Origin of the sequence: Vibrio sp. D431a (assembly GCF_030248655.1) — a bacterium.
Lineage (GTDB): Bacteria > Pseudomonadota > Gammaproteobacteria > Enterobacterales > Vibrionaceae > Vibrio > Vibrio alginolyticus.
The window spans coordinates 89675-105715 of the sequence record NZ_JAHGAP010000023.1; the positions used below are offsets into that span (position 1 = coordinate 89675).

At 43.7% G+C, this 16041-nt stretch carries 13 protein-coding genes; 4 read left to right on the forward strand and 9 right to left on the reverse strand.

Translation table 11 applies throughout. The annotated features are described in order from the left end of the window. Positions 1-58 precede the first annotated feature (58 nt). The 7 genes from pyrF to sohB form a co-directional block, all read right to left on the reverse strand. Positions 59-760, reverse strand: coding sequence for an orotidine-5'-phosphate decarboxylase (gene pyrF / locus KJB35_RS18855; RefSeq protein ID WP_005376667.1), 702 nt, complete (start codon positions 758-760; stop codon positions 59-61). A gap of 84 nt (positions 761-844) precedes the next feature. Then, on the reverse strand, positions 845-2020 hold the full coding sequence (gene lapB, locus KJB35_RS18860; RefSeq protein ID WP_005376665.1) for a lipopolysaccharide assembly protein LapB: 1176 nt from the start codon (positions 2018-2020) through the stop codon (positions 845-847). Positions 2021-2038: 18 nt separating this feature from the next. After that, positions 2039-2335 (reverse strand): LapA family protein, encoded by a 297-nt coding sequence (locus tag KJB35_RS18865; RefSeq protein ID WP_005376663.1) that lies wholly within the window; start codon positions 2333-2335, stop codon positions 2039-2041. A gap of 281 nt (positions 2336-2616) precedes the next feature. Further along, positions 2617-2898, reverse strand: coding sequence for an integration host factor subunit beta (gene ihfB, locus KJB35_RS18870; RefSeq protein ID WP_005385816.1), 282 nt, complete (start codon positions 2896-2898; stop codon positions 2617-2619). A gap of 213 nt (positions 2899-3111) precedes the next feature. Next, positions 3112-4782: a 30S ribosomal protein S1 gene (gene rpsA / locus KJB35_RS18875; RefSeq protein ID WP_005385817.1), complete on the reverse strand. Its 1671-nt coding sequence runs from the start codon at positions 4780-4782 to the stop codon at positions 3112-3114. A gap of 110 nt (positions 4783-4892) precedes the next feature. Continuing rightward, a complete protein-coding gene (cmk, locus tag KJB35_RS18880) occupies positions 4893-5573 on the reverse strand; it encodes a (d)CMP kinase (RefSeq protein ID WP_021033981.1) in 681 nt (226 codons plus the stop codon). A gap of 208 nt (positions 5574-5781) precedes the next feature. After that, a complete protein-coding gene (gene sohB / locus KJB35_RS18885; protein ID WP_005385819.1) occupies positions 5782-6843 on the reverse strand; it encodes a protease SohB in 1062 nt (353 codons plus the stop codon). A 254-nt stretch (positions 6844-7097) separates the two neighbouring features. On the opposite strand from sohB, the gene KJB35_RS18890 reads away from it, so the two are divergent. The 4 genes from KJB35_RS18890 to KJB35_RS18905 all read left to right on the forward strand — a co-directional run bounded on the left by KJB35_RS18890 (position 7098) and on the right by KJB35_RS18905 (position 13176). After that, positions 7098-7844 (forward strand): YciK family oxidoreductase, encoded by a 747-nt coding sequence (locus KJB35_RS18890; protein ID WP_005372980.1) that lies wholly within the window; start codon positions 7098-7100, stop codon positions 7842-7844. 129 nt (positions 7845-7973) lie between these two features. Then, the gene (gene imuA, locus KJB35_RS18895) at positions 7974-8666 is read left to right on the forward strand and encodes a translesion DNA synthesis-associated protein ImuA (RefSeq protein ID WP_054577653.1); all 693 of its coding nucleotides are present in this window, start codon (positions 7974-7976) and stop codon (positions 8664-8666) included. 4 nt (positions 8667-8670) lie between these two features. Beyond that, positions 8671-10074, forward strand: a complete 1404-nt coding sequence (locus tag KJB35_RS18900) for a DNA polymerase Y family protein (RefSeq protein ID WP_206970736.1) — start codon at positions 8671-8673, stop codon at positions 10072-10074. A gap of 27 nt (positions 10075-10101) precedes the next feature. Continuing rightward, positions 10102-13176: an error-prone DNA polymerase gene (locus KJB35_RS18905; RefSeq protein ID WP_206970737.1), complete on the forward strand. Its 3075-nt coding sequence runs from the start codon at positions 10102-10104 to the stop codon at positions 13174-13176. A gap of 72 nt (positions 13177-13248) precedes the next feature. Here KJB35_RS18905 and KJB35_RS18910 read toward each other — a convergent pair whose 3' ends face one another. Together KJB35_RS18910 and KJB35_RS18915 are read right to left on the reverse strand one after the other, a co-directional pair. After that, positions 13249-14202 (reverse strand): chemotaxis protein CheV, encoded by a 954-nt coding sequence (locus KJB35_RS18910; RefSeq protein WP_005372976.1) that lies wholly within the window; start codon positions 14200-14202, stop codon positions 13249-13251. A 363-nt stretch (positions 14203-14565) separates the two neighbouring features. Continuing rightward, positions 14566-15783, reverse strand: coding sequence for an ROK family protein (locus tag KJB35_RS18915; protein ID WP_005385828.1), 1218 nt, complete (start codon positions 15781-15783; stop codon positions 14566-14568). Between the last annotated feature and the right edge of the window lie 258 nt (positions 15784-16041).

A 16041-nucleotide genomic window follows, 5' to 3' on the forward strand; every position in this document is an offset into this window, starting at 1 on the left:
TCGATGTAAAAAGTGAGGCATCTTAGCCTCACTTTTCTCCATACAATCGAGACAGTGCTTACATGTTAGATAAGCTCTCATTGATCGACTTCAGCACTTCTGCAGGATTTGACGCTTGAGTGATAGGGCGACCAATCACAAGATAATCTGAACCTGATTGGATAGCGTCTACTGGCGTCATGATACGGCGTTGGTCACCTTGTTCTGAGCCAGCAGGTCGAATACCAGGGGTCACTAACTTAAATTCTTGGCCTAGTTCGCTCTTCAGTAATGAGGACTCTTGCGCTGAACATACCACACCATCTAAGCCTGCGTTTTTGGTCAAGGTTGCTAGACGAATCACTTGCTCCTGAGGCGCAACATTCAAACCAATACCAGCTAAATCACTTTGTTCCATACTGGTTAGTACCGTTACACCGATAAGAAGTGGACGATCTTTACCATATGGCTCAAGAATTTCACGTGATGCCGTCATCATACGCTCACCACCGCTCGCGTGTACGTTCACCATCCATACACCCATTTCAGCCGCAGCGCGAACTGCTTTCGAACAGGTGTTTGGAATATCGTGAAATTTTAAATCTAGGAATACCGAGAAACCACGTTTATGGAGTTCACGTACAAAATCAGGACCAAATAGCGTAAACATCTCCTTGCCAACTTTTAGTCGGCATGACGCAGGATCAATTCTATCTACAAACGCAAGTGCATCTGCTTGGTTATCATAATCCAGTGCGACAATAACTTTTTGGTCGATCATTTCATCTCCTAACTGTTTTGGTTCTTATTAAATAAAAAGTTAAAAAAATGCAGCGGACAGAAACTCTGCCAGCTGCATTAAGAATTATTCACCATCCAATCCGCGGATTGGCTTGATCGTCCCCCATCCTTTACAGGACGGACAATGCCAATAAAGGGAATGGGTAGAAAATCCACACTTCCGGCATCGGTAATGTGGTTTCACTTTTAACTGTTCACCCACCATCGCTTGTAGTGTTGATAGGCTGTCTTTCGCTCGACCATCTTCTGCTTCTGCAATGTGGTAGTCAATTAAACGGTAGAAGCCCTTCATGGTTGGGTTTTTCAGCAATTGTTTCGTCAGTAACTCTTGAGCAGCCCCAACGTTCTCGTGATGAGCAACTAATTGAGCCAACATCAACTCGGCTGATACGCCTGCTTTCTTATCAATACAAGCTCGCAGAAACTCGACAAGTTCATCTTCCTGACCCAGATGATGATAGCATTCTGCAATAGTTGGCAAGACATCACTGATAAAGTCTTTATCTTGCTCAAGTACCCCTGTCAGATATTTGATGGTGTGCTTATAGTCTTCAGACTCTAGATAAATTCGTCCCAAAGCAATACTTGCTCGAACACACTTCGGGTCTTCCGCTAACGCTTTTTTAAAATGCTGTATTGCCTTATTAGTATTCCCATCAGCTTGGTCGAGCATGGCTATTTCACACCAAAAATGGGCAATATTTGCACGCATCCTTGAGCGTTTATTACCTAACTTAGCCAATTGGTTCGCGTAATAAATCGCCTTTTCCCATTCTCGTGTTTGCTGATAAATGGTCACTAATTGTTGAAGAGCCGCCTCTTTGTAATCTGGCTCTTCGACTAACTGTTCGAAGATTTTCTCTGCACGATCAAGAAAACCTGAGACCATGTAGTCTTTCGCTAACTGTTGAAGGGCGAGGTTCTTTTGGTCCAGTGTTAAGCCTGAACGAGAAATAAGATTTTGGTGAATTCTGATTGCGCGGTCGACTTCACCACGAGACCGGAACAGGTTACCCAACGCAAGGTGAGTATCGATGGTCTCGTTATCAACTTGGAGCAATTCAATAAAGTGATCGACAGCCTTATCTGATTGGTCAGAGAGCAGCAGATTAAGACCCGTCATATACTGACGAGAGATTTGATGAGATTGCTTCTGCTTGTCTTGCTGAGCGCTGCGATGCCCCATATACCAGCCATACGCAGCAGCTATAGGCAACAACAAGAAGAGTAGTTCAAGCATTAAAGTTAAGCCTTATCCTTATGCCTGTTTTTCAATGGCTGGCTTATCAGCAGCGTTGTTTGATTCAGTTGGTTCGTACTTTTTCAGTTTTTTCTTTAAACGACGGACCTGTAGCTGAGTTTTCAGTTGGATGCTACCAAAGATAACCCACGCTAAAGCAAAGCCAACCACAAATACTACACCTAATAGCGTAGATAAGTGGAACTCTCCTTTTGCTAGAAGATAGTTAAAAGTCACGAGCTCTTGGTTTTGGGAACCTAACGCCAATGCAATTAAAAAGAGAGCTAAAACAGCAACGATTTTTATAATTTTCATGTTACATCACCCTTCTAGGAGTAAGTCGGTAAGATTATGCAGGAAAATGCTTCTTCAGACTACGTATATTAGCAATAATCTATACCCAAGTAACCTCAAGATGCTTAGTTTGTAGACATGCTTAGAAGTTAAAGTTATTTGGGTATAGAAAGCAGCAAAGAAAACAGCTGAATCCACAATTAGATTAGTAAACGATCTTGGATGTATGACTAACTTGGATACATTACAAAAAAGCGGCATACACAAACGTATGCCGCTTTTTTCAAACTAATAAGAGTGCATTAACCAATATTTACACGCTCACGAAGTTCTTTACCAGGTTTGAAATGTGGAACGTATTTACCTTCCAATTCCACTTTATCGCCCGTTTTAGGGTTACGACCTACGCGAGGCTCGCGGTAATGAAGAGAAAAACTACCAAAGCCACGGATCTCGATACGGTCACCGCTCTCTAGTGTAGAGGCCATGTGCTCTAAAATATCTTTTACAGCATCCTCTACCTCTTTCGCTGATAAGTGTGTTTGCTCAGCGCAGAGTCTTTCAATCAGTTCAGACTTAGTCATAGTTGCCCTCTTTGAGTATCTTTATCACTTATTATAGTAAGTAATACTAATTCCAACAAACACTTGCTGACAATTCTAGACAAATTTTATGCAAAATGCGCAATGAAGAAATGCCTTTTATTAAGATAGTTTACTGTCATTAGTATTACTACTTAAATATGACCAAATATAAAAAAGGAGCCTTGCGGCTCCTTTTTTGCTTAAGCGAGTATATTATTCGCCTTTAGCAGCTTTGAAAGCGTCAGCCATTGCGTTACCGAATGCATTGTCATCTTGCTTGTTGATAGATGCCATTGCTTCTTGCTCGTCAGCTTCGTCTTTAGCTTTGATAGATAGGTTGATTACGCGGTTCTTACGGTCTACACCTGTGAACTTCGCTTCAACAACATCACCAGCGCTTAGGATTAGAGAAGCATCTTCTACGCGATCGCGTGATACTTCAGAAGCACGGATGTAACCTTCAACGCCTTCTGCGATTTCAACAGTAGCGCCTTTAGCGTCAACAGCAGTTACAGTAGCGTTAACTAGAACACCTTTCTTGTTGTCAGCAACGTAAGCATTGAATGGGTCATTTTCCATTTGCTTGATGCCTAGAGAGATGCGCTCACGCTCAGCGTCTACTGCTAGAACAACTGCAGAGATCTCGTCGCCTTTCTTGTACTCACGTACAGCTTCTTCGCCAGCAACATTCCAAGAAATGTCAGATAGGTGAACTAGACCATCGATGCCGCCTTCTAGACCGATGAAGATACCGAAGTCAGTGATAGACTTGATCTTACCAGTAACTTTGTCGCCTTTAGCTTGTGCTTCAGCGAATGACTGCCATGGGTTAGCTTTACACTGTTTCAGACCTAGAGAGATACGACGACGTTCTTCGTCGATTTCAAGAACCATAACCTCAACTTCGTCGCCAACATTAACAACTTTAGAAGGGTGGATGTTCTTGTTAGTCCAATCCATTTCTGAAACGTGAACTAGACCTTCAACGCCTTCTTCGATTTCAACGAAGCAGCCGTAGTCAGTTAGGTTAGTTACGCGACCAGTTAGTTTGTGACCTTCTGGGTAACGCTTAGCGATTGCTACCCATGGATCTTCGCCTAGTTGCTTAAGACCTAGTGATACGCGAGTACGCTCACGGTCGAACTTAAGAACTTTAACTTGGATCTCGTCACCAACGTTAACGATTTCAGATGGGTGCTTAACGCGCTTCCAAGCCATATCAGTGATATGTAGAAGACCGTCAACGCCACCTAGGTCAACGAACGCACCGTAGTCAGTAAGGTTCTTAACGATACCTTTAACTTCAGAACCTTCTTGTAGAGTTTCTAGAAGCTCGTCACGCTCAACGCTGTTCTCTGATTCGATAACTGCACGACGTGAAACAACTACGTTGTTACGTTTTTGGTCAAGTTTGATAACTTTGAACTCTAGCTCTTTGTTTTCTAGGTGAGCAGTGTCGCGGATTGGACGTACGTCTACTAGAGAGCCAGGAAGGAAAGCACGGATACCGTTTAGTTCAACAGTGAAACCGCCTTTAACTTTACCGTTGATGATACCAACAACAGTTTCAGCTTCTTCGTAAGCTTTCTCAAGTACGATCCAAGCTTCGTGACGCTTAGCTTTCTCACGAGAAAGTTGAGTTTCACCGAAACCATCTTCAACAGCGTCTAGAGCTACGTCTACTTCAGCGCCAACTTCAACTTCAAGTTCGCCAGCAGCGTTCTTGAACTGTTCAGCAGGGATAGCAGATTCAGACTTAAGACCAGCGTCAACAAGAACGAAACCGTTCTCGATAGCTACTACAGTACCTTTAACGATGCTGCCTTGTTGGAATTCTGTTTCGTTTAGAAACTCTTCAAAGAGTTGAGCAAAAGATTCAGTCATTTAATTAATCTTCAATAAATTAAACTTCCACGGGTATCCTACCGCATGGGGTTATTAAATTCGCCAGTCATCATCCTTGCGACCAACGCTCTTAGCCTAGTCGAGTATTATTACTCAGCTAGCTTCGATTCGATATATTGTAGTGCCTTTTCTACTACTTCGTCGATAGTCATCGACGTAGAATCTAGCACAAGCGCATCCTCAGCAGGGCGTAATGGCGCCACTGGGCGGTTACGATCTCGGTCGTCACGCTCTTGGATCTCGCTTAAAAGGTCAGCAAATCTAACATCTAACCCTTTCTCTTGCAACTGTTTAAGGCGTCGATTTGCACGCTCTTCAGCACTCGCATCAAGGAAGATTTTTGCTTGCGCACTCGGGAATACAATTGTGCCCATATCACGACCATCAGCAACCAGACCCGGAGCGGTCTCAAATGCACGCTGACGACGTAGTAATGCTTCACGAACACGTGGCAAAGCCGCAACTTTAGATGCTGCCATGCCTGTTTCTTCTTTGCGAAGCTCCCCTGACACGTCTTCGCCTTCTAGAATGACCTTAACTAAGTCACCTTCCGCGATAAATTGAACGTCTAGGTGGGTTGCTAGTGGGACAAGAGCATCTTCTGACTCGGTGTCGACACCGTGGTGAATCGCAGCGAGTGCAAGTACACGATAAATTGCGCCAGAATCTAAGAGTTGGAAACCCAACTTTTTCGCCAGCAACATACATAAAGTGCCTTTACCTGCACCACTAGGTCCATCTACGGTTACAACCGGAGTTTGAGAGGACATGTTCTTCTCCACCAATAGTTTCTTTTCAGCAATTTGCTCGGTTTTCGAGGCGCACATTATACGGGTAATCAGTCTTTGGAGCGAGGAAAAATGTCGTGTAAAGCATTACACCTAATGCGTAATTGGATTCATCAATAAACATAAAGTTCAACAAAAACGGCGAGAGCTTCTGCCCTCGCCGTTTTAAATGTCATGAACTTAAGCTCGATTAAACAATCGGTTTTTGACCACGCTCAGCTAACTTTAAGATCACACTGTCAGCAACTTTGCCCGCGACACCTGCTAGCTTGTCTGCCAGCTTTTTCTTCTGCACATAATGCACAGAAAGTACGGTTTTATCTTTGCATGCCGCAACAACGATATCATCAGATGTACTAATGTCATCCACCAAACCAAGCTCTTTCGCTTGTGTACCGAACCAGTGCTCACCAGTGGCTACTTTGTCTAGGTCCAAACTAGGACGACGCTCACGGATGAAGTCTTTAAACAAGACATGTGTTTCTTCAAGTTCTTGCTTAAACTTATCGCGCGCTTTATCGGTATTCTCACCGAACATCGTTAGCGTGCGTTTATATTCACCCGCTGTTAGTTGTTCGTACTCAATGTCATGTTTCTTCAACAGTTTGTTGAAGTTAGGAATTTGTGCGATAACGCCAATAGACCCCACAATTGCAAATGGTGCAGAAACAATCTTATCTGCTACACATGCCATCATGTAACCACCACTTGCCGCAACTTTGTCAACAGAGATGGTCAGAGGAAGACCCGCAGCTTTGATTCGGTCCAGTTGAGAAGAGGCAAGGCCGTAACCATGAACCATACCACCGCCAGACTCTAAGCGAAGTAACACTTCATCACCTTCACGTGCGACAGCCAAAATAGCGGTGATTTCTTCACGTAGAGACGCGACTTCTTTTGCGTCTATGCTACCGTTGAAATCAAGAACAAATAGGTGTGGTTCACGCTTGCTATCTAATGAACCGTCTTTGCTCGCTTGTTTGATTTCTTTCTCGCGAGATTTGTTCTTCTCTTTTTCTTCTTTCTTGACGGCTTTATCTCGAGCCTTGATGAAAGCATCGTCATGCAAATGATGCTCTAACTGCTCAACAGATTGTTTGTGTTGCTCTGAAAGGTTGGTAATCTCTAACTCCCCTTTCGCCGCACCCGATTTGCCACCAGCCGATTTTGCAATAATGAGCAGAACAATTATCGCAGCAACCACCGTGATAATTTTGGCCAGAAACAGACCATAATCTAATAAAAATTCCAACGAGAGCTCCTTTATCTCATTTCAGATGACGTTAGTATGTTACGCAGAAACATCAGCGAGAAGGCAGCGCGGTTTGTAACCACTTGTTCTGATTGATAGCATACCTAACGAAAGTTCTGGAATTGGTATAACACATGAATTGGTGTATTGTAACCATCTTGTCACGATTACCAAGATTTTCCATTGAGAAACAGGCGTTTTTTAGCGTCAATTAACTATCATGGACCCTCTTACAATAATAAGGATTTATCGCCGTGAACTACTCCGTTTCAGCTGATGCTCTAAAAGGTAAAGTCATTCTTGTTACTGGCGCTGGTAATGGCATCGGCCGTCAAGCCGCGCTTTCTTATGCCGAGCACGGTGCAACTGTTATTCTCTTGGGTAGAAATGTGCAAAACCTTGAATCTATCTATGATGAGATTGAAGCTGCTGGCTATCCACAAGCAGCTATCATTCCATTGGATCTCAAGGGCGCAACTCAGCAGAATTACATTGATATGGCAGAGACAATCGAAGGACAGTTTGGTCGCTTGGATGGTCTATTACACAACGCAGGTGTCTTGAGTTCGCTGTGTCCATTTGATCAAATCAAAGAGGAAGACTTCGACGATATCATGCAGATCAACGTGAAAGCCGAAGTGCTAATGACTCAAGCACTACTGCCTGTGATGCGTAAATCAGAAGCTGGGCGTATTATCTTTACCTCTTCAACCGTCGGCCACTCTGGCCGCGCATTCTGGGGGCCATACGCTATCTCTAAATTTGCCGTAGAAGGCATGATGCAAGTTTTGGCTGACGAGCTGAGTGATACACCGATCCGCGTTAACGCAATTAACCCTGGTGCCACTCGTACTCGCATGCGTGAAAAAGCATATCCGGGTGAAGATGCGAATACTCTCAAAACGCCACTGGATATCATGCCGCTATATTTGCACTTAATGGATCCTGCGGTTACCGATGTGAACGGTCAGTGCATCGACGCTCAACCGAAGCGTAAATAACTCATTCAGGTTACCTCACATAATCGATTGAAAAGGCAGCAAACGCTGCCTTTTTTCATTTCTCTCTTCATAAAAATCTTGCGACTTTCTCCCACAGAAATATACTGTACATATATACAGGTGTTTATTATGCAAGATATTATTCAGAACTTAAAAAGCCAACACCTTGTTTGGCAAGCAAATTTAACGAAAGCAGATCCTCAGCAGTTGCAGACTAGTTCCGGTTTTTCTGAATTAGATGATTTGCTCGGCGGAGGCTTTCCACCTCATGGCGTAGTGGAGATGGAATCTATTGGTAGTATTGGTGAATTGCGTTTGCTCGCTCCCTATTTAAAAGCCACTCAGACCAATGGTATAACCGCATTTATTCAACCACCTGCGCTAGTGAATTCTCTGTTTTTACACTACATCGGGTTGGATATAAACCAAGTGTGGGTTGTTAATCCAGCTCATCCCAAAGATGCTCTTTGGGCTGCAGAACAATGTCTGAAAAGTGGGGTATGCAGTAATGTTTTGTTATGGCAAGAAGAGCTTGAAATACATCAAGTGAAACGCTTACAGGTAGCAAGTGAACAAGGGAGTTGCCCGCTCTTTATGCTTAAAACAGATACTATCAACCGCTTGTCTTTGCCTGTGTCACTCAGTTTAAAACTGAAAGGCGACGAGCAAGGGATTAATGTTGAAGTGCTGAAAAGGAAAGGAGGCTGGAATAGAGGTAGCGTTAGTATCGGCTTCCAACACCATTACCCGCAACTGGTGAAACCATCATCTGAAACTGTGCACTCGACTGTGGTCAATTTCCCACTGGCGAACCAAGGTTAGTGATATGGCTCTGTGGATTTACTTGCACTTCCCTCGCCTACAGCTAGACGCACTCTTTGGTGATAACCAAGAACAACCCGTGGTGATTGTCGAAAGCCAACGTTGCCAGATTATTCAATACAACGAGATTGCCGAACAACAAGGCATTAAGCCAGGTATGGGCCTAGGCAGTGCTGCGTCCTTGTGTCGAGATTTACAAGTGCATCCTTATCATCCACAAACCGAATTAAATAAATTACAAGAGGTAGCTCAGTGGTTGTATTTGATCACATCTGACGTTGTGTTGATGCCAAACCAAGGTATTTTACTGCGTGCTACTCCAATGCTCGCTCTGTATGAAGGGCTTGAAAACTATTGGAATAAAGTCAGAGCTCACTTATCGGAGCTGAAACTGAGTTTTCAATTCGGATGTGGTTTTTCTCCTTTTGCTGCCAAATTGATGGCAATATCAGGAGCGAACGTCATCAGTGAAGACAAATCTGCCATACAAAAAGCTTTATCACCACTACCGTTAAAACTGACAGATTTATCAAACGCTACCGTAGAGAAGTTACAACGTGTAGGTGTCACCACATTGCAAAACCTGCTTGAACTGCCATTGCAAGACATCGCACGACGCTTTGATATCGATTTGGTGAACTACGTTGGTCGACTGACTGGGCAGTTTAAACACCCTGTCGACTTTTATCACCCTACCGAATCCTTCCAAGTTTATTTAGAGCTGTTGTTTGAGATCGAAAACGTTCAGTGGATTGAAAAGCCGTTGGCCAAATTACTTCGTCAACTCGAAATCTTTCTTAAATTAAGAGATAAGGTCGCTTTTGAACTGTGTTTAACACTCCACCAGCGTGAGAAACAAGAGCAACACCTTCAACTCACTTCTGCGCAAGGTGATTACCTATGTCAGCGTTGGCAACAGTTAGCGAGTTTGAGCTTAGAGTCACTCTCGCTTAATGGCCCAGTCACAGGGCTAACGTTAAAAGTCATCCGTCAAGGTGAGCCTCTTAGTGCATCACGCGATCTCTTTGCTGGGCAGAAAGGAAACATGAATGCTTTAGAGTTGCTTTCTTTACTGCAAGCTAAATTGGGGAAAAGTGCCGTTTTAAAACCCAATATTGCTTGCGATCCTAGACCAGAAAAGGCCAGTCAGTATCGCCCTGCTGATGCTACGGATGAAAAGGGGCACGCCATACCATCCATACTACGCCCAGCAATGCAATTACCGACTCCCATTGTATTGCAAGAGCAAGTTTCTTTGGTCCACGGACCTGAGCGAATAGTTTCTGGGTGGTGGGATGGTGATGAGATCATGCGTGATTACTACATTGCACACACCAAGCAAGGCCGCTGGTTATGGATATTTCGTGATCAGCACAAGCACTGGTTTCTTCATGGCTATTTTTGTTAAATCGACAGTTATTTTTGTTGGGTCATTATGAGTTACGCGGAACTATTTTGTCAGTCTAACTTCTCTTTTTTGACTGGAGCTTCTCATGCAGAAGAGCTGGTACTCCAAGCTGCTTTCTATCGCTATCAAGCTCTAGCTATAACGGATGAATGTTCAGTCGCGGGCGTTGTCAAAGCCCATGCAACCATCGAACAACATAAACTCGATATCAAACAAATCGTTGGAAGTATGTTTTGGTTAAATGATGAATGCCAAATCGTACTGCTTTGCCCTTGTCGCAAGGCTTATGCCGAGTTGTGTCGTATCATCACAAACGCAAGGAGACGCAGTGAAAAAGGCAACTATCAACTGTTCGAATGGGATTTGATGTCGGTTCGACATTGTTTGGTATTGTGGCTGCCCACACATCAAGAGAGTGATCACTATTGGGGGCGCTGGCTCAATCAACACCACGCTAATCGTTTGTGGGTAGCGATTCAGCGCCATTTGAGTAACAACGATACTGAGTACATTGCGCACTGCGAGCAGTTAGCACATGAATTTCAATTACCTATAACTGCCTGCGGAGGCGTTCTCATGCATGACGTTGAACGCTTGCCATTACAGCATGTACTTACTGCTATAAAACATGGGTGTAGCGTCGATAAACTCGGTTTTGACCGTATTTCGAATACTGAGCGAGCGCTTCGTCCTTTTAAAAAGTTGATTCGGATTTACAAACCAGAATGGCTGGAAGAAAGTACTTACATCGCCGATTTATGCGAGTTTAAGCTCTCCGATTTAAAATACGAATATCCTACCGAGCTGATCCCAGATGGTTATACACCCGACTCTTACTTACGTATGTTGGTCGAACGTGGTAAAAAGCTGCGTTTTCCTGAAGGCGTGCCCGCAGAAGTCAATCAAACCATCGAGAATGAACTGGCGCTTATTCAAGAGCTTAAATACCACTACTACTTCCTTACTATTCACGACATCGTAATGTTTGCGAAACAGCAAGGTATTCTTTACCAAGGGCGAGGTTCCGCTGCAAACTCTGTAGTGTGTTATTGCCTGGAAATTACCGCCGTCGATCCTCGACAAATCGCTGTCTTATTCGAACGATTTATCAGTAAAGAACGTAAGGAACCGCCGGATATTGATGTGGACTTTGAACACGAGCGCCGTGAAGAAGTTATCCAGTATATTTACAAAAAATATGGTCGTGAGCGTGCAGCACTTGCTGCAACAGTGATCAGCTATCGCTTTAAAAGTGCCGTGCGTGAAGTCGGTAAAGCACTAGGGATTGAAGAGACCCAATTAGATTTTTTCATTAAGAACGTTAATCGCCGAGATCGCAGCCAAGGCTGGCAAGCTCAAATTATTGAACTTGGCTTACAACCAGAATCTCTCAAAGGGCAGCAGTTTATCCAATTGGTCAACGAGATCATTGGCTTCCCACGCCATTTATCTCAGCACGTAGGTGGCTTTGTAATTTCATCTGGCCCTTTATATGAGTTGGTACCTGTTGAAAATGCCTCGATGGAAGATCGCACTATCATTCAATGGGATAAAGACGATTTAGAAAGCTTGAAGCTACTAAAAGTCGATGTACTCGCACTCGGCATGTTAAACGCCATCAAAAAGTGCTTTCAACTGGTCGAGAAACATCACCAGCGATCCCTCTCGATTTCCGAGATCACTCGCCGACAAGATGATCCACACGTGTATCGCATGATCCAAAAAGCCGACACGATAGGCGTATTCCAAATAGAATCTCGTGCACAAATGAGCATGCTTCCTCACCTAAAGCCTGCTTGTTATTACGACTTAGTGATTCAAATTGCAATTGTTCGTCCAGGCCCTATTCAGGGTGATATGGTGCATCCTTTTTTAAAACGACGAGATCACAAAGAGCCTGTCAGTTATCCATCGGAAGAAGTAAAAAGCGTTCTTGAGCGGACTATGGGCGTCCCTATTTTCCAAGAGCAAGTCATCAAGCTAGCCATGGTAGCCGCAGGGTTTAGCGGCGGCGAGGCCGATCAACTCCGTCGAGCGATGGCATCATGGAAAAAGAATGGCGATCTCGCTAAATTCAGACCAAAACTGATCAATGGTATGCAAGAGAGAGGTTATGACTTAGCGTTTGCTGAGCGCATTTTCGATCAGATTTGCGGCTTTGGTGAGTACGGCTTCCCTGAAAGTCATTCAGCGTCTTTCGCAGTGCTGGCATATTGTTCTGCATGGTTAAAATATTATTACCCAGCCGAATTTTACACTGCATTATTGAACAGCCAACCAATGGGATTTTATAGCCCATCGCAATTAGTACAAGATGCTCGCAGACATGGCGTCGAAGTATTGCCGGTGTGCGTCAATCATTCAAAATATCAACATCATCTCGTCTCACGTCCGAATGGCAGGCTCGGCGTGCAACTTGGTTTTCGCTTGGTGAAAGGCTTTAACGCAGAAAGCGCACAAAGGCTTATTGAGCGCAAACCACTTAATGGTTACCGATCGATTCAAGAAGTAAAGCAGATATTAAGAAGCCGAAGTGACATTGAATTATTGGCTTCAGCCAATGCATTTCAGGCCTTATCGGGAAATCGTTATAACGCTCGCTGGGCAGCAATGGATTCCTTATCTGACCTACCATTGTTTCACAAGGTCGAAGAACCCAATGTTAGCTACCAGACTCAACCCTCTGAATATGAAAATTTAATTGAGGATTACGCAAGCACGGGACTATCTCTTAGCCGCCATCCAATTAAATTATTAGAAGAAACGGGCAAACTCCCTCACTTTACCCGCATGAGGCAACTGACAGAGAAACCGCATAAGTCACTGGTCACAGTGGTAGGTGTGGTAACAGGAAGACAATCTCCAGGCACCGCCGCTGGCGTGACATTTTTTACGTTAGAAGATGACACGGGCAACATTAATGTGGTCGTTTGGCAAGCGACAGCACGAGCCCAAAAGCAAGCGTATTTAGGCGCTAAAGTATTAATGGTGAAAGGCATTCTTGAAAAAGAGGGAGAAGTCACACACGTTATTGCTGGCAAGTTGATGGATTGCACGCACTACTTGAACAATCTACAAAGTAAATCTCGGGATTTCCATTAGTACAGAGGAATTAAGGAGAGAAATGTTAAAAATCAGAGAGAGGTGCGCTCCCTCTGATTTCACTAGATCTAATCATGCACTTTTAGAAAGCATCTGGCGTAATCGGTCTTGAGCAACTTCAACCAGCAGATCCGGTTGGAATTTAGATATAAAGCGATCACAGCCTACTTTTTGTACCATGGCTTCATTAAAACTACCGCTCAGAGAAGTGTTCAATGTGATAAACAACTTAGACATACGTGGATCTTGGCGCACTTCATGGGTCAGTTTATAACCGTCCATTTCAGGCATTTCAGCATCCGTAATCATCATCAACAGCTCTTTTTCTACATCTTTACCTTCATCACACCAACGTTTTAAAACCGTTAACGCTTCTAGCCCGTCACGGCACTCGATGATATTCATACCCAATTGAGAAAGCGTATCGCGAACTTGATTACGAGCTGTAGAGGAATCATCCACAATCAGAACATTACGCCCGACCATTGCTTGGGCCAATTCTTGATCGAGAATGTCCTCCGAGATAGTCACGTCGTAATGTACGATCTCTGCTAAAACTTTTTCAACGTCAATAATTTCGACAATTTGAGAGGCATCCCCCTCTTTGATTTGCGTGATAGCCGTGAGGTAATTCGAGCGACCAGACGTGGAAGGAGGCGGCTGAATTTCAGTCCATGCCGTATTAATAATGTTTTTAACCGGACCGACTAAGAAGCCCTGCACCGTGCGGTTGTACTCTGTCACGATCAAATTTTCTTCTTCCGCTTCACCACGTAAAGCAGGAAAACCAATTGCGCCTCGTAAATCAATCACTGGTACCGCTTCACCTCGTAGAGAAGCAACCCCACGAATATTGTAGTGCGATCCAGGGAGCTTGGTTAACGGTGGAAGCTTGATGACCTCTTTCACTTTGAACACATTAATCGCAAATAATTGGCGACTATTTAAAGTGAACAGCAGAAGCTCTAGTCGATTTTCACCAACCAAGTTTGTACGCTGGTCAACCGTATTTAACACTCCGGACATACTACTACCTAAATTATGGATAATTCTTATTTTACTCGAAATCAGTACAGACACAGCAAGGTTATATAACCAAATAACCTTAAAATATTTGGCTTTTCGAGCACAGCTTTAAAGTACAACAGTTTTAGCGTATTACTTCTCTTTGCATCAGACGCAAAGTCACGCAGCACATTGAAAGCCATTTTGTTTATTTACTTGAGCTTTTTAGGAAATTACATGAATGGCGCAGATATAGCAATGCAACATAACTCAAATTCCCTTTCTAGTAATAGGCGATCAAAAAGGGTGAGCCGTTAAGTCTCACCCTAAATCACCTACAAATGCAGTCTCAACAGCCCGGCACATCATCATGTTAAAAAGTACTTAACCTTCCACAACCTTCATCAATAGTTGACCATCGTACAACGCTTGCTTAATCAACGCGGCACCAGGCATTGTGGCTTGCTTATAGAAACGAGACTCCACCAGCTCAAGATCTTGGTGATAAACAGGTAAACTCTGCTCTTCGATACAGCGACGAACCGCAGGATAAAGCACATCTTTTGCTTGGTTAATCACACCACCGATCAAGATTTTCTCAGGGTTAAATAAGTTGATCACAATAGCAATTGCAGAGCCTAAGTAGCGTCCAAGTTTTTCAATCACATCGACGGCCAAAGGATCACCGTTTGCAGCGGCTTCACAAATGCTCTCAATACTCATTTCCTCTTGTTTAGCAAGAATAGAGTCTTCGCCATCAGCGATTCGTCTTACGACTTCTTCACGAATTGCTTGAGAACTGGCAACGGTTTCCAAACAGCCAATATTGCCGCAATGACAACGTTTTCCATTTGGGTCAATTTGAATATGCCCGAGTTCACCAATGTTACCGTGACGGCCTTGCAAAACGCGCCCATCCAGAATGATGCCCGCACCTAAACCGTGGTGGATAGAGATAAGAACGGAGTTGTCATTATCTTGAGAATGACCAAAAAGCTTTTCTGCTAATGCCCAAGCTCGCGTGTCATTGGCAATGAAAACTGGCAAGCCTGTTGCTTTGTATATCTCTGGTCCAAGAGCAAGATTTTCGACATTGTAATGAGGCATCTGCAAAACGACACCTTGCTCTGAGTTCACGAGACCAGGCAGCGTAAGGGCAATACTGGTAACACGATCCAGTTGATCCGCGTAAGTCTGAAAGAATTCATCAATTTCGTAAAGCAGGCGCTCAAGCACATCGTCTTGATCAAGCTCGTGTATCTCGATTTTAGTATCGATTAGTACATCACCGCCTAACTCATGCAAAGCAATGGTTAAATAACCCCGCCCCAAACGCATTGACAAAAATTGCCAGCCTTCATTATTGACCTGCAAACCGACAGCAGGTCGACCACGACTCGTCGCTTCTTGTACTGTCGTTTCATGAATCAAGTGCGCTTCAATTAATTCTCGAGTGATTTTGGTGATACTAGCAGGAGCAAGCTCACTCTGCTTGGACAAATCAATTCGAGAAATAGGACCTTTTAGGTCAATTAGTTTATATACACGACCAGCATTGACCTGTTTGATATGATCAATATGGCCCGGTTGAGCCATGTACATCTTGCACTCCGAAATTCTATAACGGGACAATTTTTTTACTTTGCGAACTAATTGTGAAGTGAATTAATAAATCCCCGTGACAAGCATCACGTATAAACCTGTTTGTTTGTGTATTCAATCAAATAACGAAGAATCTACTCCTGTTAAATTGTTTGAAAAATAACTTATTTTTATTCACTAAATTATGAAGTAATGCCTTTAAAGCAGCGTATTTTTATCAATAAGGCCATTGCCTGTCGAATATCTGTCTGTTTTACC

What these genes read in the sequence shown, in the direction of transcription:
- pyrF (WP_005376667.1), bottom strand. Translation starts at nt 760, where the DNA reads ATGATCGACCAAAAAGTTATTGTCGCACTGGATTATGATAACCAAGCA.
- lapB (WP_005376665.1), bottom strand. Translation starts at nt 2,020, where the DNA reads ATGCTTGAACTACTCTTCTTGTTGTTGCCTATAGCTGCTGCGTATGGC.
- KJB35_RS18865 (WP_005376663.1), bottom strand. Translation starts at nt 2,335, where the DNA reads ATGAAAATTATAAAAATCGTTGCTGTTTTAGCTCTCTTTTTAATTGCA.
- ihfB (WP_005385816.1), bottom strand. Translation starts at nt 2,898, where the DNA reads ATGACTAAGTCTGAACTGATTGAAAGACTCTGCGCTGAGCAAACACAC.
- rpsA (WP_005385817.1), bottom strand. Translation starts at nt 4,782, where the DNA reads ATGACTGAATCTTTTGCTCAACTCTTTGAAGAGTTTCTAAACGAAACA.
- cmk (WP_021033981.1), bottom strand. Translation starts at nt 5,573, where the DNA reads ATGTCCTCTCAAACTCCGGTTGTAACCGTAGATGGACCTAGTGGTGCA.
- imuA (WP_054577653.1), top strand. Translation starts at nt 7,974, where the DNA reads ATGCAAGATATTATTCAGAACTTAAAAAGCCAACACCTTGTTTGGCAA.
- KJB35_RS18900 (WP_206970736.1), top strand. Translation starts at nt 8,671, where the DNA reads ATGGCTCTGTGGATTTACTTGCACTTCCCTCGCCTACAGCTAGACGCA.
- KJB35_RS18905 (WP_206970737.1), top strand. Translation starts at nt 10,102, where the DNA reads ATGAGTTACGCGGAACTATTTTGTCAGTCTAACTTCTCTTTTTTGACT.
- KJB35_RS18910 (WP_005372976.1), bottom strand. Translation starts at nt 14,202, where the DNA reads ATGTCCGGAGTGTTAAATACGGTTGACCAGCGTACAAACTTGGTTGGT.
- KJB35_RS18915 (WP_005385828.1), bottom strand. Translation starts at nt 15,783, where the DNA reads ATGTACATGGCTCAACCGGGCCATATTGATCATATCAAACAGGTCAAT.